The sequence below is a fragment of the Lachnospira pectinoschiza genome, from assembly GCF_020564355.1.
GTDB classification, from domain to species: Bacteria; Bacillota; Clostridia; order Lachnospirales; family Lachnospiraceae; genus Lachnospira; species Lachnospira intestinalis.
This window is the reverse complement of record NZ_JAJCRR010000003.1, coordinates 223,308-249,043: the sequence shown is the minus strand read 5'-3', so window position 1 is coordinate 249,043 and position 25,736 is coordinate 223,308. Positions and strand designations below refer to the sequence as shown.

The following is a 25,736-nucleotide window of genomic DNA, read 5'->3' as shown; positions in this document are numbered from 1 at the left end:
GTGAAAAATCTTTCATTTATGGATTTTTCACACTAGTCGGCATACTCTGACGTAATTCCTAAATATTCTTCCAGTGAAAGTCCACTGTTATACACCTTTGTTGCCATGTCAATGCCTAAGTAACGCAGGTGCCACGGCTCATACTGATAGCCGGTCTGTGCATCTTTTCCCTTTGGAAAACGGATAATAAATCCGTACTCCTGTGCATGCTGTTCCAGCCATGCACTTTCCTTCGTATTACCAAAGGAATCATCAATCGTATTTAAATCAAAGCAGAGTCCCGTCTGGTGTTCCGAATATCCCGGTCTTGACGAATACGTATCTGCCAGTGCCTTTCCATCACTCTTTACATAATTGTTATACAGTGTCTGCTGACGGCTGTATGAGCGGTAACCTGAAGAAATGTAAATATTTAAGCCCTGTGCGGCAGCGGCTTTCTGCATGACTGCAAAGGCTTCTTTGACTTCCGGCAGCAAATCACCCGGTGCATAGCTTTCCGGCAGGGAATAAGACTTATTGGCAATCATCACGCCGCCGATATACGTCACACCGTCTACCACCTGAATGGCATAGCCCTTTGCCGTCACACTCTGTACCTGTGTGCCTGCAAGTGTTTCTCCGGCTGCTTCTGTCTGAGATGTCTGCTGGCCCTGCACAGTATCTGTACCGTTTTCTGTCTGTGATACCGTCTGTGCAGAAGTATCATTCTGCACCGTCTGTGTCTTTTTATGATGTCTTATAATGCCAGCCACTACAAGCACTGCCACAAGCACAAGCGCTGCTGCAAGCACTGCCGCCCGCGCCGCGGCAGTCTGTCTGCGCCTGCGTGCCTTTTCACGTTTTCTGTTATCTATTCTTACCGGTTTTGTACCCATAATTCCTCCGATTCATATTAGGATAGCTTCTGTAAAAATGCTTTTGTTCTTTCATTATCCGGATTATCAATGACATCTTCCGGCTTTCCCTGCTCGACAATCACACCGCTGTCCATAAAAATAACACGGTCTGCCACTTTCCTTGCAAATGCGATTTCATGCGTTACAATCACCATCGTCATTTTTTCCTGTGCCAGCTCACGCAGTACCTTTAAGATACCGGCTGTAATTTCCGGATCCAGTGCCGAAGTCGGCTCATCAAAAAAGAGCATTTTCGGATTCATGGCAAGCGCTCTGGCAATCGCCACACGCTGCTGCTGTCCACCGGATAACTGTCCCGGATAGCTGTTTTCTTTTTCTGCAAGTCCTACTTTTCTAAGCAGCTCCCTTGCCTCTTTATAGACTTCATCCCTGTCACGCTTCTGCACATGTATCGGCGCATCCGTCACATTTTTTAAAACCGAATAATGCGGGAACAGATTAAAATTCTGGAAAACCAGTCCAAAATTATTCTTTAACTGTGCCAGCTGTTGTCTGGATACGTAATGGGTGGCTTCTCTCTCCGCATTATCCGTTGCCGCTTCCCCACAGTATTTCAAAACACCCTTATCCATTGTTTCAAGCAGGGTTGCACAGCGAAGCAGAGTTGATTTTCCGGAGCCGGATGGTCCGATAATTGCTACAACCTCGCCTTCTTCCACTTCCATTGATATATCTTTTAATACTTCAAGCTCGCCAAAACTTTTGCCGACATGCTTCATCTCTAATAATTTCATCTTAATTCCTCATTTCCGCAGACGCTTCCTGCCGCCTGCCTTTTTGGCAATCCGCAGATACGTTATCTATAATTTATCTGTAATACTGCATGCTCTTTTCAATCTGTTCCATAATCCATGCAACTAAGAAGTTGAAAATGTAGTAAAATACACCGGCTACAAACAGCGGCATAATGCTTGCATTCGTTGCCGCAACCTGTTTTGCGAGCGTAAACATTTCTGTGTATGCCAGTGCAAAGGCAAGCGATGTATCCTTTACCAGGGTAATCACTTCATTGGTTACAGGCGGCATCACCCGCTTTACCATCTGCGGGAATATAATACGTACAAAGGTCTGTGTCTTTGAATATCCCAGCACCTCGGCGGCTTCATACTGTCCTGCCGGAACAGCTTCGATACCGGCGCGGTAAATTTCTGCAAAATATGCCGCATAATTTAATGCAAAACCAATAATAACTGCATAGAAACGATACGAGTATGACAGTGAAATGCCAAACAGGTAATATGGTCCGAAAAATACAACCAGAAGCTGCAGCATCAACGGCGTACCACGCATAATTGAAATATAAATCTTCGCAATCCACTGTAAAAGCTTTACTTTACTCATACGGATAAATGTAATCACAAGTCCGAGCGGCAGTGAGAACACCAGTGTGAGAATAAAAATACCAAGTGTGGCAAACATGCCGTTTTTTAACTGCACAATGATTTCTCCCAGCTGTGCAACAGAATTTTTCTTCTGTGTCTGTCCGTTTTCGGCAAGCAGCACTTCATCTGCACCGCTCTGTCCCAGACATACGCTTTCTTCCAGCTTCCACTTCTGTGCGATTTCGTTAAATGTACCATCTGCCAGCATTTCATTTAACGCTTCCTGTACCTGATTTCTTAATTCGGTATTGCCCTTTTTAAAACCGATGCCATACTGCTCGGAAGATACGTGTTCATTTAACATCACATATTTGCTGCCTCGGGCTTCCAGTTCGTACTTTGCAACACCGATATCCATGCAGACCGCATCGACTGAACCGGATTCCAGATTCATAAACGCACTGTTATAATCAGACACCTGCTGTAAGGACTGAAAGCTTGCCGCAAGCGCACGGTTTGCTTCTTCTGCATCTTCTCCCGTAAATGCTGCCAATGCAGAGGAATCCGCCTGTACAACAACAACTTTTCCCGCAAGGTCGGAAAGCTTTGTAATGCCGGAGTCGGCTCTTACAACAACCACCTGTGAATTATCCACATAGGCAGAAGACCATGTATATTCATCTTCCCTGCCGTCCATCGTAAATCCGTTCCAGATACAGCTGATGGTTCCCGAATTTAATTCCATGTCCTTTGAATCCCAGTCAATCGGCTGCTTTACAAGTGTCCAGCCATTGCGATTACAGACTTCCTGTGCAAGGTCCAAGTCAAAACCGACATATTCGCCGCTTTCATCTTTGTAACCATACGGCGGAAATTCCGCATCAAAGCCAACCGTAAAGGTTCCGTCTGACATCTGCGCTTTTTCCTTTTTGCCACAGGCTGCCATGCCGCCTGTCAATGCCGATATTATCAGCAATACTGTAAGTGCTTTTAAAATCTGCCTTTTCATTTTGTTTCTCCAATCCCTTTTTGTCTTTATCTTCACAGCAGGCATGCCCGGCTGCTAAATCGGCTCTTGTACCGCATTTTACCTTACGGAATTCTTTTCCAATAATCAAAATGCGGCAGTTTTTAAAAGGTTATCCTCTTTCAAAACTGCCGCACATCATTGTACTACAAACTACTTTGTTGTCTGGATTCCCAGTGCCTGCTTTGCCCTTTCGATGGAATCTGAATGAATGTATATATCACACTTGGAATTTTTACGGCTGCTGATTACATGAAACAGCCCTGTGTGAAATTTCCACTTTTCAAAATAAGAAATATTATTCTTGCGCAACACTTTTTCTATTTTTTTGCATTCTTCCAACGTCACATCTGAACGAAGCAGACGTTCATTGGTATGAATCTCAGCGGTACTAAACTCACTCATGCCCTATCACCATTCCTTCCATTTCTTTGGCTATCATAGCACACTCTTCACAAAAAATCCAACATTTTCTAATCGTCATTTCCTCACGGTATTATAAAACATCAGCTAACCTTTGATGATGCTTGCGACATGGAATTTATGTACGTTTTCTTCCATGCTGTCTGCAATGTCAACCAGCTGCTTGGTCTTTGTGTTACAGTCGTTGACAATTTCACCGAGTTCCACCATAGATGCAGATGTTTCTTCGGTGCTTGCCGCATTTTCCTGGGCAATCGCTGCCAGACTTTCTGCACTGCCGAGTACCTCTCCCTTTAATCTATCTAAGGATTCCACTTCCGTAGAAATACTTTCAATGGCTGTTACTACATTGTTTACCTCTTCATTCAAATGCTCAAATATGTCTTTTGTAGTATTTAACTTTTCATACTGTCCGGTCATTTCCTGTCGGACAACCCCCATGGTTTCCACACTGGTATTGGAATTTTCAATCAATTCTGCAACAATCTCACCGATTTCTTTTGCAGTATTGGCAGACTGGTCTGCTAACTGTCTGATCTGGTCTGCAACAACGGCAAAGCCTTTTCCGTATTCACCTGCTCTTGCGGCTTCAATGCTCGCATTTAATGAAAGCAGATTAGTCTGACCTGCAATATCCGTAATCATATCTACGGCATTACCAATATGCATAACAGACTGATTGGTTTCATTGGTCTGGTTATAAACTGCATCTAAAGATTCTTTATTTCTGTCACTGATTGCCATCAGTTCCTGAATGGTTGTATCCAGCTGTTCATTATGTTCCTTCATCTGTTCAGTACTCTGTGTCAGTGAATCGACATTCTGGGAGGTCTTTGTAATGGCATCACCCATATCATTAATCTGGCTGCTTACTTTCTGCGTTTCATCCGCCTGGCTTGTCGCTCCATTTGCAATTTCATCCACAGCCACATTTACATTTGAAATAGAATTATTAATCGTTTCAAATTTTTTCTGAAAATCATCTTTAAATTCAGCCAGTTCTCCTGTTGAGTGATGGATATTTACAACAATAGAAGCCAGCCCTCCTATCAGGGTATGGACTGAACGCGCAATATTACCAATTTCATCACTTCTTTGTAAAAGCTTTTCACTGATTTTAAAATCCATTTCCCCATCTGCCACTTCATCCAGATGTCCGATTACCTTTGTAATTACTTTCACGATAAATGTTATAACCACAGCAAGCAGTGCACAGGCCATCAGCGTAATTATAATCATAAATACCGTTGTGTTAACCAGACGTTTTTTATAAATTGCTTTTACATCACTTGAAGGCATTCCTGTAAAAATAATTGCCTGACTGCTGCCATCTGCATTTTTTAAAGCCTCATAATAACCGTAATACTCTGTACCTTCAATATCCACATTATCGGAGAAATACTTTCCATCCTGCATTACTTTATCATAAACACTGTCCGGAATGGCAGTCCCTGTAACACGCTTCCCATCTTTGTCAATAGTGCTTGTTACCATACGTGTCTTCTTCCAAAATACGGTTACATCCACATTGGTCTTCTTTTTAAAATCGTCAATTGTCTGATTATTTGAGTTCAGATTATAGTTCCCCTTATAAAGATTTGTACCATCACTGTGGTAATCACCACTGCCTAAGCTGTCGAATGTCATCTCCAATGCATAGGATGCTGTCTGCATTTCATGCATGACCAGTTTTTTTGCAACCACTGAACCGACCGAATGAATTGACACACCTGCAAGCACTACAATCAAAATCAGCGGTATTAATGCCGTAATAAGAATCTTTGTCATCAGATTCAGTCCCTTTTTCTTCTCCAATACCTTGTCGTCCATCTCAAAGTCCTCCTTCGTTTATCCTGACTATTAATATTTATATTTTATTACAATCTGGATTAAAAAACAAGTAACAGAAGCTTTTTTTCGGACTATTTTCCTATGCCAATGCTTTCCTCTGAAGCCATTTTCCGCTTAAAAACCGCCAGCCAAACAGTGCTGATCTTGCACCCCAGTCTACAAACATGCCAATCCATATACCAAGTACACCCATCTGCAGCACGATGCCAAAGAAATACGAACTGCCGACACGGAATATCCACATTGAAGCGATGCTTACAATCATGGTAAAGGTTGCATCTCCCGCTGCTCTCAGCGCATTTGACAGGGTAAAGGACAGCGGCCAGATAAACAGGGATGTAACGGCAAAGCAGTGTAATATCTGCTCAGCAATCCGCACGGCTTCCGGTGATAAGTGAAAACACTTTGCAATCGTTCCCGCCAGTAAAAACAACGCAATATTGCATATCCAGTCACCCAGATATGCCAGTCCGACGAGCTTTTTCGTATACTGCTTTGCCTGCTTTTTTTCACCGGCACCAATACACTGTCCGACAACCGTAATCAGTGCCAGTCCCATTGCATTTCCCGGAATATTGGCAAAATCAATCACCGTATAGCCTACGGAATTGGCGGCAATTGATGCCGTGCCAAACGTTGCAACCATACTGGTTACAGCAAGCTTTCCAATCTGGAACATTCCGTTTTCGACGCCGCTTGGAATACCGATTGCAAGAATTTTCTTAATAATACTGCCGTCCGGCTTTAATTCCGACCATTTGTCAATGCGGATTGGATTGGTCTTTCCGCAGACAAGCAGAGTAATCACTATGCCTGCCACGATCCGGCTAAGCAGCGTTGCCAGTGCCACACCAAATACCGCCCAGTGGAAACCAAATACAAATATGGCATTTCCCACAATATTAATCACATTCATCAGCAGACTGATCTGCATGCTGATTTTACTGTTGCCGATGCTTCTAAATATCGCAGCCCCCGCATTGTAAATGCCTAAAAACGGGAACGACAGCGATGTTACCGTAAAATAAAGCACTGCACTGTCCATAACATCTTCTGACACATTTCCGAATACCGCATGCAGCAGCCCTCTCGTTCCGATTAAAGAAAGCAGTGTCATACAGACAGAAAAAACGAGCAGCACAGTTTCTAACTGTGCGCCCGATTTCTTCGCGCCTTCTTCTTTTCCTTTTCCGACAAACTGACTGCATACAACAGCACCACCTGTTGCCAGTGCTGCCATGACCTGAATAATCAGTCTGTTAATATTATCCACCAGTGCCACGCCTGAAATCGCAGCTTCTCCTGCCTGGCTGACCATTAATGTATCCACCATGCCGACACTGACTGCAAGCAGCTGTTCAAACATCAGTGGAATGATGAGCTTTTGTAAATCTTTTTTACTGAATAACATTTGTAACTCCTCCCGCAAAACGCTATGAAAGCAGCGAAAATTTTCCTTTGGAACTGATTTCAATATCTACCTTACAGTCTGATACCTGTTCGTAATTTAACTCCAGCGCATAATCAATACTGATTGTCAGCTTATCCTCTGTGCGCTGCATATCAACGCTTCTCGAAAAAATGCCAAGGTAGATATTACCATACGGTGTTTCGTAAAAGGTCATCGTTTTTTCGCCCGGCACAAAAGACAGGTGTGCGGTTACAGGACCTTTTTTTGTAACCTCAACCGAATTTCCCGCAATTTTAATGGTACTTGTACATTTTTTTGTCGTTCCTTCTAAGACCTCGTCGTATTTTATGTATTCTTTGCCATTGATAATCCGGTAACGACCGACATTAATCACTTCAACCGGGTCATCCTCATCCTCTTCATAATCGCGCGGTACATTCTGCGCAGCAAGCTGCAGTCCCTTGATATTGATATATACTTTTTCTTTCATGGTTTCTCCTAATACTGTTCGATGTTAATCTGCTGTGTCATGGTAATGTCAAACGGCAGAATTGCATTGGCAAATGCCTTAAACTTGTCTGCTGCATCACTGACATAAAAACGATACATTGAAGACGGACTGTCTACCTCACAAATATTGGCAAGGCTTTCCCGTTCTAACACATTTTTTAATTCAATCGCCGTTTCATATGCCGGATTAACCAGATTGACATGCTCACCCATCGTCTTCTGAATCGTGGAACGTAACAACGGATAATGGGTGCAGCCCATAATCAGCGTGTCAATATCCTGCTGTTTTAAGCCTTCCAGGTACCGCTGTGCCATCTGATCCGTAATTGTATCATGCCACATGCCTTCCTCAACCAGCGGTACAAACAGCGGACATGCTTTTCCGATAACTTCTACATCCGGTTTAAAGGATTTGATAAATTCCGCATAAACGCCGCTGCGGATTGTGCCTTCCGTCCCAATCAGACCGACTTTACCGTTTTTTGTGGTCTGTGCCGCCATTTTTGCCCCCGGCTTTACCACCCCGATAATCGGTAGGTCAAACTCCTTCTGCATGGTATCCAGCGCAAATGCACTGGCTGTATTACACGCAATGACAATTGCTTTTACATTTTCTGTCTGCAAAAACCGTATAATCTGTCTGGAATACTTTGTCACGGTTTCTTTTGATTTACTGCCGTAAGGAACTCTTGCCGTATCGCCGAAATATACAATCCGTTCATTCGGAATCTGACGCATGATTTCCCGCGCCACGGTAAGTCCGCCTACTCCTGAGTCAAATACGCCGATTGGCTCCTGTCTTCCCATAGGATTTCTTCTCCATTCTGCCGCACAGAGCGGCTTTTCTCTATCTTTATTATACTTTTCATTCATCATTTCAAATAATCCGCCTCACAGCCGTAAAACCATATGCACGCTTTCACTTTTTCTCCGCAAACAGGCGGTTTAAAAAGGTTAAATACTTACACCGGTACTCAACCCGGGTATTAGTTATAGCATTATATTCATCTTCTGTCAAAATATTCTTTAAAGTATCTTTTGAGGTATCCGGAAGCACGCCGTAAGACGTATCCACAAAGCAGAGCGGCGGGTATAACACGCACCACCAGTTTTTTCCGTCGTGAGCTCCAATGTCAATACGGAATGCCTCGTATTCTCCGGGCGGAAATGTCACATCGCCGTATGACTTCATCGGAAAATAACTATTTTCAAAATAAACTGCCACATCATAATCACTACCCGCTTCCCGCAGGGTATCTAACGCAAGGGTACGGATATTTTCCGTCTGTTCCTCTAAAATCTGTCTGGACTGTTCAATATCCTGTGATTCCCTTAACAACGGCTCCATATATGTAACGACACGGTCTTTCACCTGAAGCTTTAACTGCTGGTCTGCTTCCGAATCACTGTTTGCCCGCACATGAAACCTGATAATCTCTGTAGCAATCCCCTGTGCAATGCCCGCACTGTCCTGCTGCCATGCCGCATATCCTTCTGCCGTGCGTATTCCTGCCATTCCAACCGTTAAAATTAAAATCACCATTATAAATACAGATAGTCTGCGTTTTTTCTTTCTCATAATACTCCCCCATTCCACAAGCACTTTAATGCCGAAGAAACCGCGAACTGAATTTATTTAAGTTCTGCGATAAGCGCAGCTTTGTGGCGCCTGCGGCACAAAGCTGCCAACGTCAGGTTACATTTGACGTGTGAAAATCTTTTATTCCGGCGTTTTCGTTCTAAATGGAGTATTACCGTAAAAACACAGACTATACATTTATTTTTAATTTTTAATGATTCAGCAGCCTGCTGATTCCCTTTTCCTGATTGCTGATATGCTGATGAATCACGGTCTTTGCAACCGGTACATTCTTATCACGGATCTGCTTGATAATATCATTATGTTCACTGATAATAATAGAATGTGTTCTCGCATCTTTTACATATTCCAGACGGTAACGGTACATCTGTTCCCGCAGATTGTTGATAATCTGTATGAGGCGTGCATTGTTTGTCATGGAATACAAAATATCATGGAACTTCACATCCGCTTCTACAATATTCACGGCATCCTTTGATACGATTGCAGATTCAAAAACCTTATTGGCACACTTTAATTCTTCAATCTTTTCATCGGTTACATTTTTAATGGCAAGCTCTACAACCAGTTCCTCTAATGTAGAGCGCACTTCCAGTACATCCTTCATATCCTTTTCCGTGATGTGGGCAACCTCGGCACCCTTTCGCGGAATCATGATAACCAGTCCTTCCAGTTCAAGCTTACGGATGGCTTCACGGATCGGTGTTCTGCTGACCCCCAGCTTTTGTGCCAGCTGAATTTCCATAAGACGTTCTCCCGGCTCCATTTCACCTCGTAAAATTGCCTGTCTTAATGTATTAAAGACAACATCTCTTAAAGGAAGATAATCGTTGACATCCATCTTTAATTCGCCTTTCATCTGTCTGATCCTCCGTTCTTTATATAATCATTAATTAAAATTCTCTGTAATATATACCTGTCTGGCATCGCCTTTTTTCTTTAAAAATGCCTGGCACGCAAGCGTGGTCTGCTCATCCGGGAAAATACCAAATACAGTCGGTCCGCTTCCGCTCATCATTGCGTTAATTGCCCCGTGGGAGAGCATATCCTGCTTAATTGTTTCAATCACCGGATATAACGGCACAGTTACATTTTCAAGGACATTGCCCATAGACTGCGCAATCCGCACAACGTCCTGTGCTTCAATTGCCCGGATAATTCCGTCAATATCAGGGTGCTTTTGTATGCCGCCCATATCAAGCTGTTCATAAACCAGCCTGGTGGATACATTAATCTGCGGTTTTGCAATTAAAATCCACATATGCGGTACAGGTGTGATTCGTGTAAGCTTTTCTCCGATGCCTTCTGCCAGTGCCGTTCCCCTCATGACACAATACGGAACATCTGCACCCAGGCGCACCCCCAGTTCCATCATCTTTCCCATAGAAAGATTCAGTCCAAACAGCCTGTTCACACCAAACATCGTCGATGCCGCATCCGTACTGCCGCCCGCCATGCCTGCCGCAACCGGAATAAACTTATTCAAATCCACGGAAACGCCACCCGGAAAGTGGTATTCATCTTTTAATAATTTGATTGCTTTATAAATCAAGTTATTTTCGTTGACCGGCAAAAATGCAAGATTGGACGTGATACGGATTTCCTCTTCGGGAATCTTTGTCAGAATCAGCCTGTCGTAAATGCCAATCGTCTGCATGACCATGCGCACTTCATGATAACCGTCTTCGCGTTTTCCCAAAACATCCAGCCCTAAGTTAATCTTTGCTCTTGCCTTCAATCTAATACTATCCATGATTTTCTCCAAATTGTTTCTTGTATGTTGTATACACAGTTTTATTATATAAAATCAACTTTTTAAATGCAAGTAATATTTATCAGATTGCTTCTTTGTTTCTGCGGTATTTATTAGGTGCTATGCCCTTAATTCTACGGAACGCATCCCCAAAATAATTGCTGTCGTTAAAACCGCACTCAAATGCAATATCCGTAATAGAATGATTCGTTTCAAGTAACAGACGGCACGCATTTTTAATACGGACATTCACAAGGTATTCTTTAAACCCAAAGCCGGTTGCCTGCTTAAATTTCTTTGACAGATAGGAACGGCTGATATGAAACCGCTCTGCCATATCATCAAGCGTTATTTTCTTATCGTAATGCTCATAAATATAGGTGGCAATCTCCTGCATCAGCTGATTATCCACATCAATTTCCTTATAGACATTATTCTCGTACTGCTGACAACGTATCATAAACAGCAGAAGTTCAAGCAGTCCCGCCTGGATAAATGCAGGCGATAAAATATCCTGTCCTTCACTTTCAAAAAGCAGCTTATTTAAAAGGGCTTCAATGTAATCACGCCGCTTGCTTGGAATTGAAATCACACCGGTTTTTAAACTCTTTGATACAATCTCATCGCCAATAAGACTTCTTATCCAGTTTAATTCCTCCTCGCGGAAGCTTAACACATACCGCTCCACCGGTATCTTTCCGTGAAAGGTACTTCTGTGAATGTCCCCCGGCGGAATAATAATCAAATCGCCCTTTGAAAGCTTATAAATACTGTGATTTACAAAACAGGTACACTCCCCGTTGATCAGATAGGTAATATCATAAAACGGATGTACATGCGAGGTTTTCATCTGAAATCCTGCTTCTCTTGTAATTCTGTCAATTTTAAAATCAGTCGGCATGTCATTTAAAATACTAAAATCCACCGGAATGTTCTCTGATTTGTTTTTTTTCATACAATCCGCTCCTTTAAAACAATTTTTCTGTATTTATTGCATTTTTAAACGATATTTTCGTAGAAATTACTGTTTTTTATGTTACTATTTATATAGTCACAAATTATCTTTGCGTTGTCAAGATGATTTTTATGTTTTTAGGACAAAGGAGGGGCTTATGTCAAAACCTTTAAGCGCGGACAGACGCAATATGATTCTGAGCGGAAATCTGATACAGGCAATTTTAATGCTTGCCATTCCGGTCATGATAAACAGCTTTATCCAGTCAATGTATAACTTAACGGATACGTTCTGGCTTGGAAGAATCGGAACAGAATCACAGGCAGCAATCACGCTTGTCTCCCCGATTCAGAATATTTTAATAAATTTTGGTACCGGGCTTACAACCGCCGGTGCAATTTTAATTTCGCAGTATCTCGGTGCAAAGGAAGACCGTCAGGCAAACAGCATGGCAAACCACGTATGCTTGTGTTCCCTGCTGTTTTCACTGGTCTGCGCCGCCGTCTGCTGGTGTATTACACCGGGCATTGTCGGCTGGTTAGGTGCCGAAGGAGATATTTTTTTGTACGGAATTTCATATTTACGCATTGTAGTACTTGACTTACCATTCCTTTTTATGATAAATATATATACAGCGGTTAAACAATCGCAGGGTGACACGGTTCGTCCAATGCTTTTAAATGTACTGGGTGTATCCGTAAATTTGATACTGGATCCGTTATTTCTGATGAAATTCGGTTGGGGAATCAGTGGTGCAGCACTGGCTACACTGCTTGCAAAGATTCCGAGTGCTGTTCTGGCACTATATGTATTAACCCGCAAGGGACAGCTGATTCAGATTAATTTTAAAGGATTCCGTTTTGAAAAGACAAAAATGCTTTCGATTCTGAAAATCGGTCTTCCAACGGCAATCGGTGGAAGTACAATGCAGTTTGGTTTTCTGCTGATGACAAAAAATGTCAATGCATACGGAACAACCGCTACAACTGCTTACGGAATCGGCAATAAAATAAACAGCATTATTACCATGCCTGCCAACGGTATTGGCTCAGCCATATCCACAATTGTCGGGCAGAATTTCGGAGCCGGTAATATTAAACGTACCGATAAATCTTATCACATCGCATTACGGATTGGAGCTGTTTTCTTATTTGTATGCGGCATGATTTTATCAAGACGTTTCATTGCCGAGCCAATCGTCCGCTTCTTTACTTCGGACGATGCAGTTGTCCCGCTTGCCACGGATTTCTTATCCATCATGGCACTCTGCTGCTGGACAAACGCATTTTATAACGTAACCCAGGGATTATTTCAGGGTTGCGGGCATACGATGATAACAATGATGGTTGATGCGTCCCGTATCTGGGTATTTCGTTTTCTTACCCTGTGGGTGTGTGCAACACTCCTGCATATGGGCGTTGAAAGTATCTGGTATGCCGTAGTAGTAAGTAATGCGACTTCCGCATTGATACTCTACATTTTATATTGGACAGGTATTTGGAAACACCGCACTGTAAAGATTGAAAAAAGTGCAGAGCCAGACCCGTCTACAACTTAATTAGCCAGTTTCCCCTATTTCGATATATCCCCGTCAGCGCATCCCCCCTCAGCGCCGGCGGGGATTCTTTTTGTACTTATATATCCCAAAATAGACCTGTACCACAAATACAAAACGCAGGAGGCAGCCCCATAGGGGCGTACCTCCTGCTCCAATTTTCATATACGATACTATATATCCTTATTTTTAATCAGTATCATTTTCACCAAACATTTTAACTTCAACCATTATCTTAATATCACACCATTGTTCTAAGGCTTTTATGCTGGATACATATTCTTTCCCTGCTGTACTTGCATATAATTTCTCATCTACTTCTACATGTAAAAAATTATTAAATGCATTGTACTCTATTGATATTAATTTTAGAACATCTTTGTTGCTGTATTCAATAAACTTCTTGCTTGGCTCTATCGTATCTGCCACGCAAAGAATAAACAATAAAGGGTTCTCTTTATAGGATATAGGCTGAAACATTTCCGGCAATAAACTATTTAAAGAATACTCAACATATGTTGCTCTACACCGCTCATTATCATCAGCCTTATACATATTATGTGATGCAATACAATCTGCTATATATGCAAATATCTTTATTTGTTCACTGCAAAAATAAAGTTCTTCCTGATTATAAAACGAACAAATATTGCCTTCAGCAAAATACCTTGAGTCCATTCTTCTATATTCTTTTAAATAGTTGCCAACTAATCTAGAATAAAAATCATCTGCCCCCACAATTCCATGGTCTAACGTATTCATTTCATATAAACGATAATAAAAGTAGTTATTTATAGTTCCTAAAGAATATCTTGGTCTTTTTATTAGTATACCATTATTATATTCTATATCTTTACTCAACCTATATATTTGATTTCTGTACATGTAATGCGAAATAATTCTTCTCCCCCATAACGATGAATTTAAATATCCAATATCAATTCCATGATCCTCATACCATTTTCTTCTTGTATAAAATTTAGAACTATATATTTTGAGCCTATTACATTGGTTATAATTGTGATGAGCATAGTATAATTTCAATGGTCGTTTTATATATGTAGTTGAATACTTTTCATATGTATATCCTAAATCATGGGCTAAGCAAAGAAGATACCAAAGATATGAAAATGGATAATCTGAAGATACTTCTGATTTAATTGAAATATTTTCATCTATTCTTCTTTGTAAAAAAATCCCTATAAAAAAAACATTAACCGTATGTACGTTTCTCATTTCAATATACTGATCTATAGACTTTGTCCAAATATCTAAGGAATGCAACTTGGAACCGCCTGCAAAATATTTATAAATAAAATCTCTCGCAGCCGTTTGATTTTGAAAAGCATCACCAAAGTTCACATTATAATAATTCCAAAATTCCTTATGATTTTCCATTTCATTTCGTAATTCTTTATACAAAGTCATTTACTATTTTCCTCTTTATTATACTCATAGAATTTTCTATTATCTTGTAATCCATTTAACATAATCTTCACTACAGAAAAAGGCAGCCCCATAGGGGCGTACCACCTGCTCCCCTACCGGGCTACCACACCCTCACAGATATTTTTGTATCCGTGGACCGAAGTCAAGTAGCACGTTGAGGGACACGGATACAAAAATATCCCTTACCGTATATAATTCGTCTTCACCTTCGCCTCTGCCTCTGGCACTGCCACACCATTGTTCTTTCCGGCTTCGATACATTTTAACATCCATGCCATATTCCGACCTAAAATACGCATCGTCTGTAAACCTTCTTTATCCTGACAGACTTCTTCCGGTGTATTGCCATGCACCATATTCCAGTAATTTGATGAAACAACCGGCATCTGCGCAATCGTAAAATACTTGTTTAACTGGTCAAGTGCCGCAGTTGCGCCGCCGCGTCTGCAGCTGACTACTGCCGCACCCGGCTTGTGTGCCATTGGATAACCTGCATAAAACAGTCTGTCAAGGAATGACGTAATCGCCCCTGAAGCCGCCGCATAGTGTACCGGTGAACCGAATACAAAACCGTCTGCATCCTTTGCCTTTAAAATTGCTTCATTTAAAGTATCGTCATTGTATACACACTGATGATTTCCTGTCTTTGCACAGTAACCACAGCCCATACAGCCCTTTACCGGCGCTGTTCCGATATGAAAAATTTCTGTTTCCACACCGTTTCTTTCAAGTTCATCTGCCACCTCTTTTAAAGCCGTATATGTACATCCTTCTTTCTTCGGACTTCCGTTGATTAATAAAACCTTCATAATTCCTCCATTTCTGCCGTTCTGACATCTTTGATTTTGTAAATTTGTAAACAACTGTATTTTACCAATACTATGCGGGAAAGTAAACGGATTATGACAAAATGCTTTTTATATCAATCATACCTATGCTATAATACGAATGTTGTCACACCCATTCTGGCAACAGAAAGGGGGTGTACCGGTTGGATATTATTATTTCGTTTTTTGTTTCTATTATGGCAGGTGTAGGTTGCCACTGCATTTGCAAATGGCTGGATAGAAACAACCGTGACAACTAGCCTAAAGAAATCCCCGGAGTTGCCGCTCCGGGGATTTCACTTGTCCGATTGGACTATTATTTCGTTTGCCTGCTGGCATTATAACATATGTCCACAGGCATTTCAAGTATTCCCTTGATTTCATTTTTTAATTCATTTTGAATCAGAATACGCAAGCTTTAATAAATTATTACATATTCCCTCTGCCCGCTTGATTTTTTTCCTGTCCTGTCCGATATATTAAATAGAAGCAAAAATACTGCAAATGCGTCGCCACGGAGGGCAGTAAAATTTATACCACGCACACCCGGTATGAATTTGAGCAGCGAAAAGGTGTGCAGAAATGAGGTTTATAATGAGTTTAAATGGAATTAATGCAGGTTATGCAGCTACTGCTGCAACAGCGATTGAAAAGGTTCAGAAAGCAGATAAGGCAACAGCTTCTTCTAAAGAATCCGCTTACAAATCCGAAGCCGGTGCTACCTACGAAACAACCGTCAGTGCTTCTTCTAAACAGACAAAAAATGCCGCACTGGTTGCCCAGTTAAAAGCTGATTCAGAAAAACGTTCTGCACAGATGCAGTCCCTTGTTACACAGATGTTCCAAAAACAGGGTATTGCTATCGGTACAGCCGATGATATGTGGAAGGTTCTTGCAAGCGGTAATTTTACTGCGGATGCCGATACGATTGCCCAGGCAAAGGAAGACATTTCCGAAGACGGCTACTGGGGTGTTAATCAGACTTCAGACCGTATTTTTTCATTTGCACTTGCTCTTTCAAACGGTGATGAAAAGCAAATGGAAAAAATGGTAAAGGCTGTGGAAAAAGGATTCTCCCTTGCTACCAAATCATGGGGTCAAGAGCTGCCTTCTATTTCAAGCGATACGCACAGCGCTATTATGGATAAATTTGACAATTGGTTTAAGGAAAACGGCTCTACTGCCACAACTGCCGATTTGCTCAAATAAATCACACATTCAGGCTATGTTTTACGGCAATGCCGCTTCTTATTAAAAATTATAATTTTTAAAATTTAAAACTCCGGCAGCACTTTTAAGACTGTATATTTCCAATATTTTGGGAATACAGTCGTTCTGCTGCCGGAGGTTTTTACTTCTATTACTGTCTTCTCTATTCTGTCAGATTTTCCTTAAATTTTCCTAAAACCATCAGAACCGCTATGATAATTAATATAATTTTAATGTACAGGCAGACCTCATAAAAAACACCCGTAATATCTGCCGCAAGAACTACCATAATAAATGCCGAATAAATTACAATGCTTTTCCATTTGTACTTTTTTACTTCTTCATCATCTAATGGTTTATTCTTATTTTCAACCGGTGCAAGCACCGCCATTATTATATATGCACCCAGCAGAATAAACCAGACTGCCACTTTTAAATCATGCACTCTGCAAAATATCCATATGCCGACAGTCAACAGATAGGTCAGTACAAATGCAGCGTTGCAACGCACATAAGTATCTGCATGGTATCCACCTGTATACTGGCGTACCAGTATAAATACCGAAAGAAACACTACTCCACTCCATATTTTTCCTATCCCTATGCTTATCCCCAGAATCAGCACCGCACCTATCAGGCTTGAAACCAAAAGTTCTATGCCATAAATATAGATTTCTTTCTTTTCTTCATCTGCCACATTTTGTCTGCAAAAAATATCTGCTGTTTTCTGCGCAATTGTGTGTATCATGCTCCCTCTTCCTTTCAATTCCGGTTACATTATTTTCATTTTTTATAATTCCACATTTTCCTTTATCAGCACGGTTTTACAGACAAACAGAAAATCCCCTTCACTCCGGTATTCTATTGTACCATGATATTTTTCGACAATTTCCCGCACATTTTCGATACCGTATCCATGCACTGCCTTTTCTGTTTTGGTCGTCTTTAACTGCGGATTGATCTGCATGACATTTTCTTTGGTGGAATTGTAAAATTCAAAATACAGACAGGTATCGTTTCCGCAGATTGTAATGCTGATATACGGATTTTCCGCCTGACATGCCGCTTCCACCGCATTTTCAAATAAATTACCTGCCAGGATATAAACGTCCCTGTCCGGTATGCCGTCAATACTGCCTGTAACCATACATTTGACATCAATTCCTTTTTCTTTACACCTGCTGATATTCCGGTTTAACATATAATTTAATACCGAATTTTTTGTATACAGTATCTGTTCTGACATGATATGCTCCTCTACATTTAGTTCCGATAAATAGGAAAGCGCCTTTTCCTGCTCACCGTTTTGCAAATAGTCCTGTATCAGATTGAGTACCCTTTTCATTTCATGACGGTTTTTCTGTGTCATCCGGTAACGCTGATTAATTTCTTCAATATCTGCCTTCTGCTGTTCATAACTTCTTATCAGCAATTCACTTTTGAGCTTTTCGCGATACTGTCTGTTTTCATATTTCATCATGATAAACACAATCAGATTCACGGCAATCATTCCCCCGGTGATAAGTCCCGCCTGTAAAATGCCGCGCCTCCCCGCAACCGGCTGGCTGAGTATTGCCGTAACAACCACAATGGAAATTAACGGGATACTTAATACGCCCAGTGTAAATTTTAAATCGTAAGTATCTGTCAAAATGTCCTGAAACCGGATAAATATCCCTGTAAAAATGCCTAATAGCAGCTGGGTTAAAAGCATTGCCGCCATTTTCTGTGCCGAAGCACCCTCTACGAGTTCTACATATCCCACATTCCATATCAGTCCTGCGATGCTTCCGCTGATAATCGCCGCAGCCACTGAAAACATCAGAATAACCACATTGCAGATACACTTTTCAATCCAACCTTTTTCACAAAATACGAAGCTGAGTACCCCTGTTACCAGCAGCGTTAATAACACTCCGTAATTTTCAAACGGTGTGAAAAATGTCTGTATTTCAAGATATACGAAAAATACCGTCACAAAAACTAGAATTGCTGCTTTTTTCTGGAATTTTCTCTTAATTCCGAGGCAGTGTATCAGAAATGCCGTTATCATTCCACTTTGCAGTAAATTAATAAATGAATCAAAGACTGTCATAATTTTCCCTTCTAATGCAGCATTTTGTATGCAAGCCACCGGCTTTTGAGCATACTGATTTTGTCTGCACTTACTGCAAATTCGTAGTTCTCATGCAATCGTACCGTTTTCCCCTCAATCGCTGTGACATATTTTAAATGCACCATTCTTCCTCGGCTTATTTTTACAAAATCATGTGCTTCCAGCTCATCTTCAACCCGCATTAGCTTATCCCGCACGCGGATATTTTCGTCCGCCAGCAGTATCACCATATCATGTCCGTAAATTTCCACCGCATAGACTTTATACAACGGAACTTCCACGACTGCCGTCCCGCCGCCAAACACAAACCGGCTGTATTTCTGCCCGATGAAGCGCCGGATTTCCTGCCCTGCAATTTGCAAATCGTCCTCTGCATGGCTTTTTCTGATAAACCCCAGCGGTCTGCATACAAAGGCTTCTGTGATATAATGCTCATAATTGGTCATGTATACAACCGCCAGTTGTGAATCCTGCATACTTAACCGTCGTGCCACCTGAAATCCTATGACATCGCCAAACTCGATATCCATAAAAATAATATCAATTTTATCTTCATGATAATATTTTAGAATCTGTTCCTGATTCAGATAAATCACACACTCAACCGGCTGCGGCAGTTGAAAGGTCTGTAATATCAACGCTTTCATTTTTTCCGCATACACTTTATCATCATCACATATTGCAAATCTTACCGCTGTTTCCTGCATTTTTAATTTCCCCGTTTATTATTTTTTTGATATCTATAACCACTATCGTAATTTTGTATTTATGCTCCATTTTTTTATAATACCATAAGCTGCAAATCCTCCGATAAAAAATGCCCACAAATATACCGCATAAATTATTTTCTTTGGGTAAATTCTCCACATTTGCCACGTATTCATTGGTATGATTACAGAAAAATATTGAAAAAATTTAAAATTCAACAGGTAAAGCACATGCGGTACTAAAATAAGCAGCGATACCAGTAATGCCGCCTGCTCCCGTAAAACCAGCGATATAAATGTAATCACCATTGTTCCTGTCCACATAAACAAAATCTTCCATAATACACCCCAAATTAAATACTGCCTTATTGTAATATCAATGGGAAAATCTTTCATCATTTCCAGACACAAAATACTGTTGTCAATGCCAGTCAGATGATACACACATAATACTTTATAATAAAAATATCCATATACGCCAGCTCCTATTAATATCGTAAGCACACTTTCAATCAACAGTTTTCTTACAGCGAAAAAAGTCCGTCCCTTTGCACCGCTTCGTATGACCATTGTCATATTATCCTTTTTTTCATAAGCAAATGCTCCGTTCATAAGCAGAATTAATGTCACAAAAACATACAGACTCACTATATTCATACTGTAATCCAAACGTCCTCCAAGCATATTTTCATAAATGTAAGGTGCTATAATAACCGGATTTACTCTCCGTGTTTCTTTCATATTTTCAAGATATTCCGTCTGATGCTCCATATACTCCACTGCTGTTGACAATACGGTTATATCCTTTATCAGCTCATCCAGCACCGCTCCGTCTGCTTCTTTTTCTTCTTTAGCCGCCAACTTTAATTCTGCATACTGCTCCTGCATCCTTTCAAGCCTGTCACGATAGCTGCTAATTTCCACATTTACCGCTGCCCCAGTCGTCATTCCCTGTGTCTTTTCATAATATTCCCGCAAAATGATTCTTTCTTCGTCATATGAAACTCCTCCATAAATTTTTACATTTGACATCAAAACGATAAGTATTAATAAAATAATAAATCCTTTTTGTATCACAAGCAGTTTATAGACTTCCAGACCAGACGGTGTCAGCTTTGCTATTAAGCTGTGATATTTTTCACTAATTATGTCCGCTGTCTTTTTCATTTTAGAGAAATGATGTATCGGATAATTTGTCTGTGCTGCCCGGATTGATAAAAATGCCCCCGCTAAAAACAATGCCAATACCAGACCTGCAATAAGCTCTATTCTGCCAAATAGCAGTGTTCCGATTTCACAGTTTGCATATTCAACCACGCTGTTCATTGGTACAAATAATTGAAAGATGTTAAAGTATTTCAATACTGCGAGCGCATTTCTTTGGGAAATTACTGTATAAAAAATGTATTCCGGTACAAACACACACAACAGCACAGCCATATACCCCGTCTGGCTTTTACATACGGAAATAATTCCCCACACAATAACTGCGACAGTCATTGCGGCACATGCACACAATAGAATATTTAATCCTATATACTGAATTTTATTTATATGCAGTAATACATCCGAAAAAATACAACTGCTTTGAACCGGCACGGTTAAGCTCTGACCTCCATGGTATAAAAATAAGCTTTCCCCCCAGATTGTTCCATATAATACTACTGCAGATATAACCGCAGATACAGCAATTATCATGAGCCTTTTTGCCGCCAGTTTCCACCTGCCGCCCGTTGATAAAAATATAATGCTCCACAAGCCTTTTTTTCTTTCAGATAAAAAACTAAAAACAATTATCATCATAAAAGCAATATGAAAATAACCGATGATTTTATACTGGTAAACACTTTCCCACGCACGCATTCCACTCAGTTCTGTTTTTATTTGTGCATTCTGGGATAAATCATAACTTGTCTTTAATATATTTTTGTATGAAAAAGAATTTTTATCAGAAAATGCCCCGATACGTACCATTGCTTTCGCATTTTCATACATTCCGGCAATTCTTTGAGCATACCCTTCAACATAAACTGCTTTATTATAAAATAGTTCTTTTGTTACCATAAAGACATCTCTTTTAGGAGAATTTTTTCCGATATATGTAACATAATACCAATTTATAAATGCTTTGATATCATCTGTCTGTCCATCCTGTGTTTCTTTCCACTTCCCGGTATTGTATTGATTTATCATATCCAGTTCCATTTGATTTACATCAAAAATACTATACCTGTTCTGATTATAGCTTTCATCATACCGTATAATTTCATTTGTTCCATTTTGAATCTGCTCATTATAAAACAAAATCACACTTACCGCTGCCAGACAAAGTAAAGTAATGATTACTTTGATATTCCAGACTCTTTTAAATTCCATCATATCCTTTTTCCCCCTTTGTCCGGCAGTACATTTGCTATCTTATGCTGTCCCCTCAAGTATCACTTTGCTTTCCCCTGTTGTCATATCATAGAGCAGATACTCAACCATGATATTCTTTCCTTCACTGTTGACCCTTTGCTCTGAGCTGACTCTTTTCTTCATAAAGATATCATTTTTTCCGCTTGGATAACTATTCGCCGCCGTCTGACAGTCTATTTGTTTTATATAATTTCCGGATAAATCTATCACCGTAATTTTATACTGTTTATCAAATGACCCGGTATCTTTCTGATTCAGATATAGACAGTCTCCGGCACATTCTATAATCCCATATCCGTCATCCTGATAAATCTGCACATTTTCTCCCGTATCTATATTACATTTCAAAACTTTCCCAGTAATGGACTGATAGACATACATATTTCCGTCATCATCGAATGCAATATTTCTTAAATCCACTGCCCCATATCCTTCACCGGTTACACCTATAATATGCTCTCCGCTTTCATCATATTGATAGGCATAGTCTAACTCCGCCTGTTCTGTCATTTTCCGGGAAAATTCTCCATTTTCAAGTCTGTACTCATATAATTCCATATAATGCTGCGCAGTATCTTTAACAGAATAATCTACTGTAATATAAACACGATTCTGATTATTCCGCACCGCTATGGTTTGATTCTTCACTTCAATCTCCGGCTTTTCTACTATTCCAATCTGTTCTTTTTCTCCTGAACCGTCAATTTTCAATCTATATACGGTCGTTTCCTCCTGCATATCAGTTTCATAGCAATAATAAATATATCCTTTGTGAAGTATCATATTTTTCTCATAATCGGATACTTTGTTCATTACAACATTTTCACCATTCCACAATACTCCGGCACTCTTTTCATTGCTTCCGTCCTTATCAAAATATATCAGCTTCATATCCCCTGTCTTTGTATCATATTCAAGCCGGAATAAATGACCGTTCTGATACCAGATATACCCGTTATAGCACTGGTCTGCTGTATAATAAGCATTACAATCTTCCCCTTTATGACTGCAATTCACCTTACTGCATAAAGGCACTGCCTGCTCACAGCCAGCATCATAATAGTAAATTCTGTAATATTTCCCCTTCGTTCCGTCTGTAAAATAATATCCATATCCATCATCTGCCACCTTATTATTGACGTAACATGACTGTGCATCTGTAATATTTTGTACCGTTCCCTGCTCCCAGTCCGTATCATCTGCTTCCTGCATATATTTCTTTCCACAGCCTGCACTGACTATCACTATCACCAGACAAATGAGTATTCCAACATATACTTTTTTCATAATAGCCCCCATTTCTGAACAATTTAATCACGAAGCAGCGATGAGAAATCCCTCCCTGGTGATTTCTCATCCGCCATTCCGGCTGACTGTTTTCGCTCAAAAACAATTCGTCCGGTATTATACTTCGTCTGCTGTCTTTGAATAATGATTAGTAGATATAATCACTAATATTTCCATATTCGTCTAATGATGTAATTACAGAAATACTTTCATCAAAGCGTCCGTCTTGATAAATGTCGTACTCTGCATGTCCGCTTGCGTTAGAATGCCATTCATTCGTCTTATTTTCTTCATAACCGTCTGCTATAAATGCAACCGAAACTGAATAGAAATAAATATCGCACCACGAACCATCTGAATAATCATAATTCATTCGTGTTTTGAATGATATGATATCCCCATGACTCAAATAGCCATAATGCCATTCACTTGCAAACGTTGGTATACTTGTCCCCATTACCGTAGCTATCATTAAACCGGCAGCTATTGCCTTTTTAATCAAACTATTTTTTATCCTTAGCATACGCTTCCCTCCTATAAAATTCCTTCAAATTTAGTTTACTTGCTCTTTTTCAGTGTCTTCGGCTCTTTCGGCTGATACATTCCATAGATAGAAGCTGAATTGCCTGCCTTTTTTGCAGTTGCATATGCTGCCTTTGCTGCTAATTTTAAAACTGTCGTTTTCATAACATTCTCCTTTCTGCCCCCTCTTTGCCTGCTGTCATTCTTCCCCCGCTTTATCTGAACATCAAGACGGCTGTTTATTCTATATAAAGGCTGTTTGTTTACAGCCTGTTATATCTTTGCTTTATATACACCTTTGTGTATTTCTTGATTTCAGTATAACTGCATTTTTTACCAATTAGAACCCCTTTGGCATGAAACGCCGTTTTTTGACGTGAACGGCTGGTAATCTTCCAATGCCTGCTTTAACGCTGCTTTTCTATCTTTAAATATAACCATTCCCTTTGAATTAACCTCAATATCATATGCCTCGCCCTTACTTCGCCAGCGGTCAGTCAGTTCCTGATTACTACACTCTCCAACAACACTGTCATACAATACTTTTCGCCTTACCTGAACCGCACAGACTGTCATTATAACTACCAGAATCACTGAAAACAGGGCTAAAATAATTCTCTTTTTAGCTGTTTTATTATTGCTCATTACTTTTCTCTCTTTTTATCAATTAAAATCCTCTTGGTATAAGCCGTATTATTTAAGCTGTACCCATTCCGCATTTAAAATATCTTCTTTCTTTATATAACAGATTGTATCCAGTTGTTTTATAAAAAGATACTTTTCATCTCCAAAATAAACTCCTGTACAGTCTTTTCCGCAGTCTATTTCCCTGATTAAATTAAAACTCCTGTCATACACATAGATTACTCTTTCTATACGGCTCGCTGCGTCTGTCATACTTCCCATTCCGGCATTATCCAAATAAAAATACTGACCGTCATAAGAAATACCGGCAACAAGTATATTTTTATCTGCCTGTACTTCTAAAGTTTCTTTTTGTGTTTTAAAATCATAAACATACAATCCCGTACCACTTTCAAAATAAACCAATGTATCTCCCAACACAAAATAATCCGATACCTGCTTGTCAATTACTTTTTCCGCTATGCCATTTCCGTAATCATATCTGTATAACCGTTCATCGGCATAATGCGTTTTACTATCCATATCCAGCCGATATTCCATTACAATAAAATACAGATAACCGTCAAAATCTCTTGCTCCTGTAATCGCCGCACCAACTCCACTGTATTCATAGACTGTTGACACTGCATAATCCCCTATTGATATTTTCTTTATTTCCTGAACATGATTTTCACTTCCTCCGGCATTTCCCACGCTGTCATACGCATAAATATCATTTTCATGAAAAACCAATGAAACAGACGAAAATTTGTCCATTGCAAATAAAGCGCATACATCTTCCCTTCCGCTTCCGTCTGAATCTATTTTACACAAATAGCCCATCCCCTCTTTCTTATGGATTACATATAAAAAATCTTTATAGTAATATACCGTTCCAAATTGATATGCCTCTCCTGAAAGTACCGCTCTGCACGCATCCGTTTTATGGGTACATTCCGGCAATGCGCATAACACAACTCCATTTTCATTTTCTACCTGTGTATAATACAATCTTATCTTTCCGTCTGCATCATATTGTGTATAATAATATCCTCCATTTCCAGCCGCAATGTGATGTGTGTCTGTATTCCAGCTACTTTGCGTGTCCGTTACACCGTCTTTAATTTCCGGTGCTGAATGATTGTTTTTAAATACATATACATATGTGGCAATTCCCCCTAAAATTACTACCGCCACCACAATGGCTGCTATAACCGCTATTTTTTTCTTTTTCATACTTTTTATTCCAGCTC

General features: G+C 40.2%; 25 protein-coding genes and 1 pseudogene. 2 read left to right on the top strand and 24 right to left on the bottom strand.

From position 1 onward, the window contains the following. Positions 1-32: 32 nt before the first annotated feature. The 13 genes and pseudogenes from LI288_RS07220 to LI288_RS07160 all read right to left on the bottom strand — a co-directional run bounded on the left by LI288_RS07220 (position 33) and on the right by LI288_RS07160 (position 11,769). Entirely contained in the window at positions 33-875 is an 843-nt protein-coding gene (locus tag LI288_RS07220; protein WP_227089950.1) for a M15 family metallopeptidase, read from the bottom strand. A gap of 17 nt (positions 876-892) precedes the next feature. Continuing rightward, positions 893-1,651 (bottom strand): amino acid ABC transporter ATP-binding protein, encoded by a 759-nt coding sequence (locus LI288_RS07215; RefSeq protein ID WP_227089949.1) that lies wholly within the window; start codon positions 1,649-1,651, stop codon positions 893-895. 73 nt (positions 1,652-1,724) lie between these two features. Further along, positions 1,725-2,369, bottom strand: coding sequence for an amino acid ABC transporter permease (locus tag LI288_RS14595; RefSeq protein ID WP_264473948.1), 645 nt, complete (start codon positions 2,367-2,369; stop codon positions 1,725-1,727). A 156-nt stretch (positions 2,370-2,525) separates the two neighbouring features. Next, a pseudogene (locus LI288_RS14590) lies at positions 2,526-3,152 on the bottom strand (amino acid ABC transporter substrate-binding protein); the annotation flags it as partial. A gap of 267 nt (positions 3,153-3,419) precedes the next feature. Then, positions 3,420-3,671, bottom strand: coding sequence for a hypothetical protein (locus tag LI288_RS07200; protein ID WP_022431791.1), 252 nt, complete (start codon positions 3,669-3,671; stop codon positions 3,420-3,422). 105 nt (positions 3,672-3,776) lie between these two features. Then, positions 3,777-5,519 carry a methyl-accepting chemotaxis protein gene (locus tag LI288_RS07195; RefSeq protein ID WP_227089948.1) on the bottom strand — a complete coding sequence of 581 codons (1,743 nt, stop codon included), beginning with the start codon at positions 5,517-5,519 and terminating at the stop codon, positions 3,777-3,779. Between the two features lie 100 nt (positions 5,520-5,619). Further along, positions 5,620-6,951, bottom strand: coding sequence for an MATE family efflux transporter (locus LI288_RS07190; protein ID WP_022431789.1), 1,332 nt, complete (start codon positions 6,949-6,951; stop codon positions 5,620-5,622). Positions 6,952-6,973: 22 nt separating this feature from the next. Then, positions 6,974-7,441, bottom strand: a complete 468-nt coding sequence (locus LI288_RS07185; RefSeq protein WP_022431788.1) for a DUF1934 domain-containing protein — start codon at positions 7,439-7,441, stop codon at positions 6,974-6,976. Between the two features lie 8 nt (positions 7,442-7,449). Beyond that, the gene (gene murI / locus LI288_RS07180; RefSeq protein WP_227090122.1) at positions 7,450-8,268 is read right to left on the bottom strand and encodes a glutamate racemase; all 819 of its coding nucleotides are present in this window, start codon (positions 8,266-8,268) and stop codon (positions 7,450-7,452) included. 112 nt (positions 8,269-8,380) lie between these two features. Next, positions 8,381-9,040: a stage II sporulation protein R gene (gene spoIIR / locus LI288_RS07175; RefSeq protein WP_022431786.1), complete on the bottom strand. Its 660-nt coding sequence runs from the start codon at positions 9,038-9,040 to the stop codon at positions 8,381-8,383. Positions 9,041-9,251: 211 nt separating this feature from the next. Then, complete coding sequence (locus tag LI288_RS07170; RefSeq protein ID WP_022431785.1) at positions 9,252-9,920, bottom strand: GntR family transcriptional regulator; 669 nt, start codon at positions 9,918-9,920, stop codon at positions 9,252-9,254. A gap of 30 nt (positions 9,921-9,950) precedes the next feature. Continuing rightward, on the bottom strand, positions 9,951-10,814 hold the full coding sequence (gene ispE, locus LI288_RS07165; RefSeq protein WP_227089947.1) for a 4-(cytidine 5'-diphospho)-2-C-methyl-D-erythritol kinase: 864 nt from the start codon (positions 10,812-10,814) through the stop codon (positions 9,951-9,953). 82 nt (positions 10,815-10,896) lie between these two features. Beyond that, a complete protein-coding gene (locus LI288_RS07160) occupies positions 10,897-11,769 on the bottom strand; it encodes an AraC family transcriptional regulator (protein WP_227089946.1) in 873 nt (290 codons plus the stop codon). A 157-nt stretch (positions 11,770-11,926) separates the two neighbouring features. On the opposite strand from LI288_RS07160, the gene LI288_RS07155 reads away from it, so the two are divergent. After that, positions 11,927-13,327, top strand: coding sequence for an MATE family efflux transporter (locus LI288_RS07155; protein ID WP_227089945.1), 1,401 nt, complete (start codon positions 11,927-11,929; stop codon positions 13,325-13,327). A gap of 186 nt (positions 13,328-13,513) precedes the next feature. Here the strand turns inward: LI288_RS07155 and LI288_RS07150 are convergent, their stop codons facing one another. After that, positions 13,514-14,752, bottom strand: coding sequence for a hypothetical protein (locus tag LI288_RS07150; RefSeq protein WP_227089944.1), 1,239 nt, complete (start codon positions 14,750-14,752; stop codon positions 13,514-13,516). A gap of 203 nt (positions 14,753-14,955) precedes the next feature. Next, positions 14,956-15,582: a flavodoxin family protein gene (locus tag LI288_RS07145; RefSeq protein WP_227089943.1), complete on the bottom strand. Its 627-nt coding sequence runs from the start codon at positions 15,580-15,582 to the stop codon at positions 14,956-14,958. Positions 15,583-16,194: 612 nt separating this feature from the next. Here LI288_RS07145 and LI288_RS07140 point away from each other — a divergent pair. Further along, positions 16,195-16,809 carry a hypothetical protein gene (locus tag LI288_RS07140; protein WP_227089942.1) on the top strand — a complete coding sequence of 205 codons (615 nt, stop codon included), beginning with the start codon at positions 16,195-16,197 and terminating at the stop codon, positions 16,807-16,809. A gap of 163 nt (positions 16,810-16,972) precedes the next feature. Here the strand turns inward: LI288_RS07140 and LI288_RS07135 are convergent, their stop codons facing one another. From LI288_RS07135 to LI288_RS07095, 9 genes are all read right to left on the bottom strand, one after another. Then, on the bottom strand, positions 16,973-17,557 hold the full coding sequence (locus tag LI288_RS07135) for an accessory gene regulator ArgB-like protein (RefSeq protein WP_227089941.1): 585 nt from the start codon (positions 17,555-17,557) through the stop codon (positions 16,973-16,975). A gap of 42 nt (positions 17,558-17,599) precedes the next feature. Then, complete coding sequence (locus LI288_RS07130) at positions 17,600-18,904, bottom strand: sensor histidine kinase (RefSeq protein ID WP_227089940.1); 1,305 nt, start codon at positions 18,902-18,904, stop codon at positions 17,600-17,602. Between the two features lie 11 nt (positions 18,905-18,915). Then, positions 18,916-19,632, bottom strand: a complete 717-nt coding sequence (locus LI288_RS07125; protein ID WP_227089939.1) for a LytR/AlgR family response regulator transcription factor — start codon at positions 19,630-19,632, stop codon at positions 18,916-18,918. Between the two features lie 42 nt (positions 19,633-19,674). Beyond that, positions 19,675-22,011, bottom strand: a complete 2,337-nt coding sequence (locus LI288_RS07120; RefSeq protein ID WP_227089938.1) for a hypothetical protein — start codon at positions 22,009-22,011, stop codon at positions 19,675-19,677. A gap of 39 nt (positions 22,012-22,050) precedes the next feature. Beyond that, a complete protein-coding gene (locus tag LI288_RS07115) occupies positions 22,051-23,337 on the bottom strand; it encodes a hypothetical protein (RefSeq protein ID WP_227089937.1) in 1,287 nt (428 codons plus the stop codon). 148 nt (positions 23,338-23,485) lie between these two features. Then, entirely contained in the window at positions 23,486-23,860 is a 375-nt protein-coding gene (locus tag LI288_RS07110; RefSeq protein ID WP_227089936.1) for a hypothetical protein, read from the bottom strand. A gap of 35 nt (positions 23,861-23,895) precedes the next feature. Next, positions 23,896-24,024 carry an AgrD family cyclic lactone autoinducer peptide gene (locus tag LI288_RS07105; RefSeq protein ID WP_227089935.1) on the bottom strand — a complete coding sequence of 43 codons (129 nt, stop codon included), beginning with the start codon at positions 24,022-24,024 and terminating at the stop codon, positions 23,896-23,898. A 168-nt stretch (positions 24,025-24,192) separates the two neighbouring features. After that, entirely contained in the window at positions 24,193-24,504 is a 312-nt protein-coding gene (locus tag LI288_RS07100; protein ID WP_227089934.1) for a hypothetical protein, read from the bottom strand. 48 nt (positions 24,505-24,552) lie between these two features. Continuing rightward, the gene (locus tag LI288_RS07095) at positions 24,553-25,719 is read right to left on the bottom strand and encodes a hypothetical protein (RefSeq protein WP_227089933.1); all 1,167 of its coding nucleotides are present in this window, start codon (positions 25,717-25,719) and stop codon (positions 24,553-24,555) included. Between the last annotated feature and the right edge of the window lie 17 nt (positions 25,720-25,736).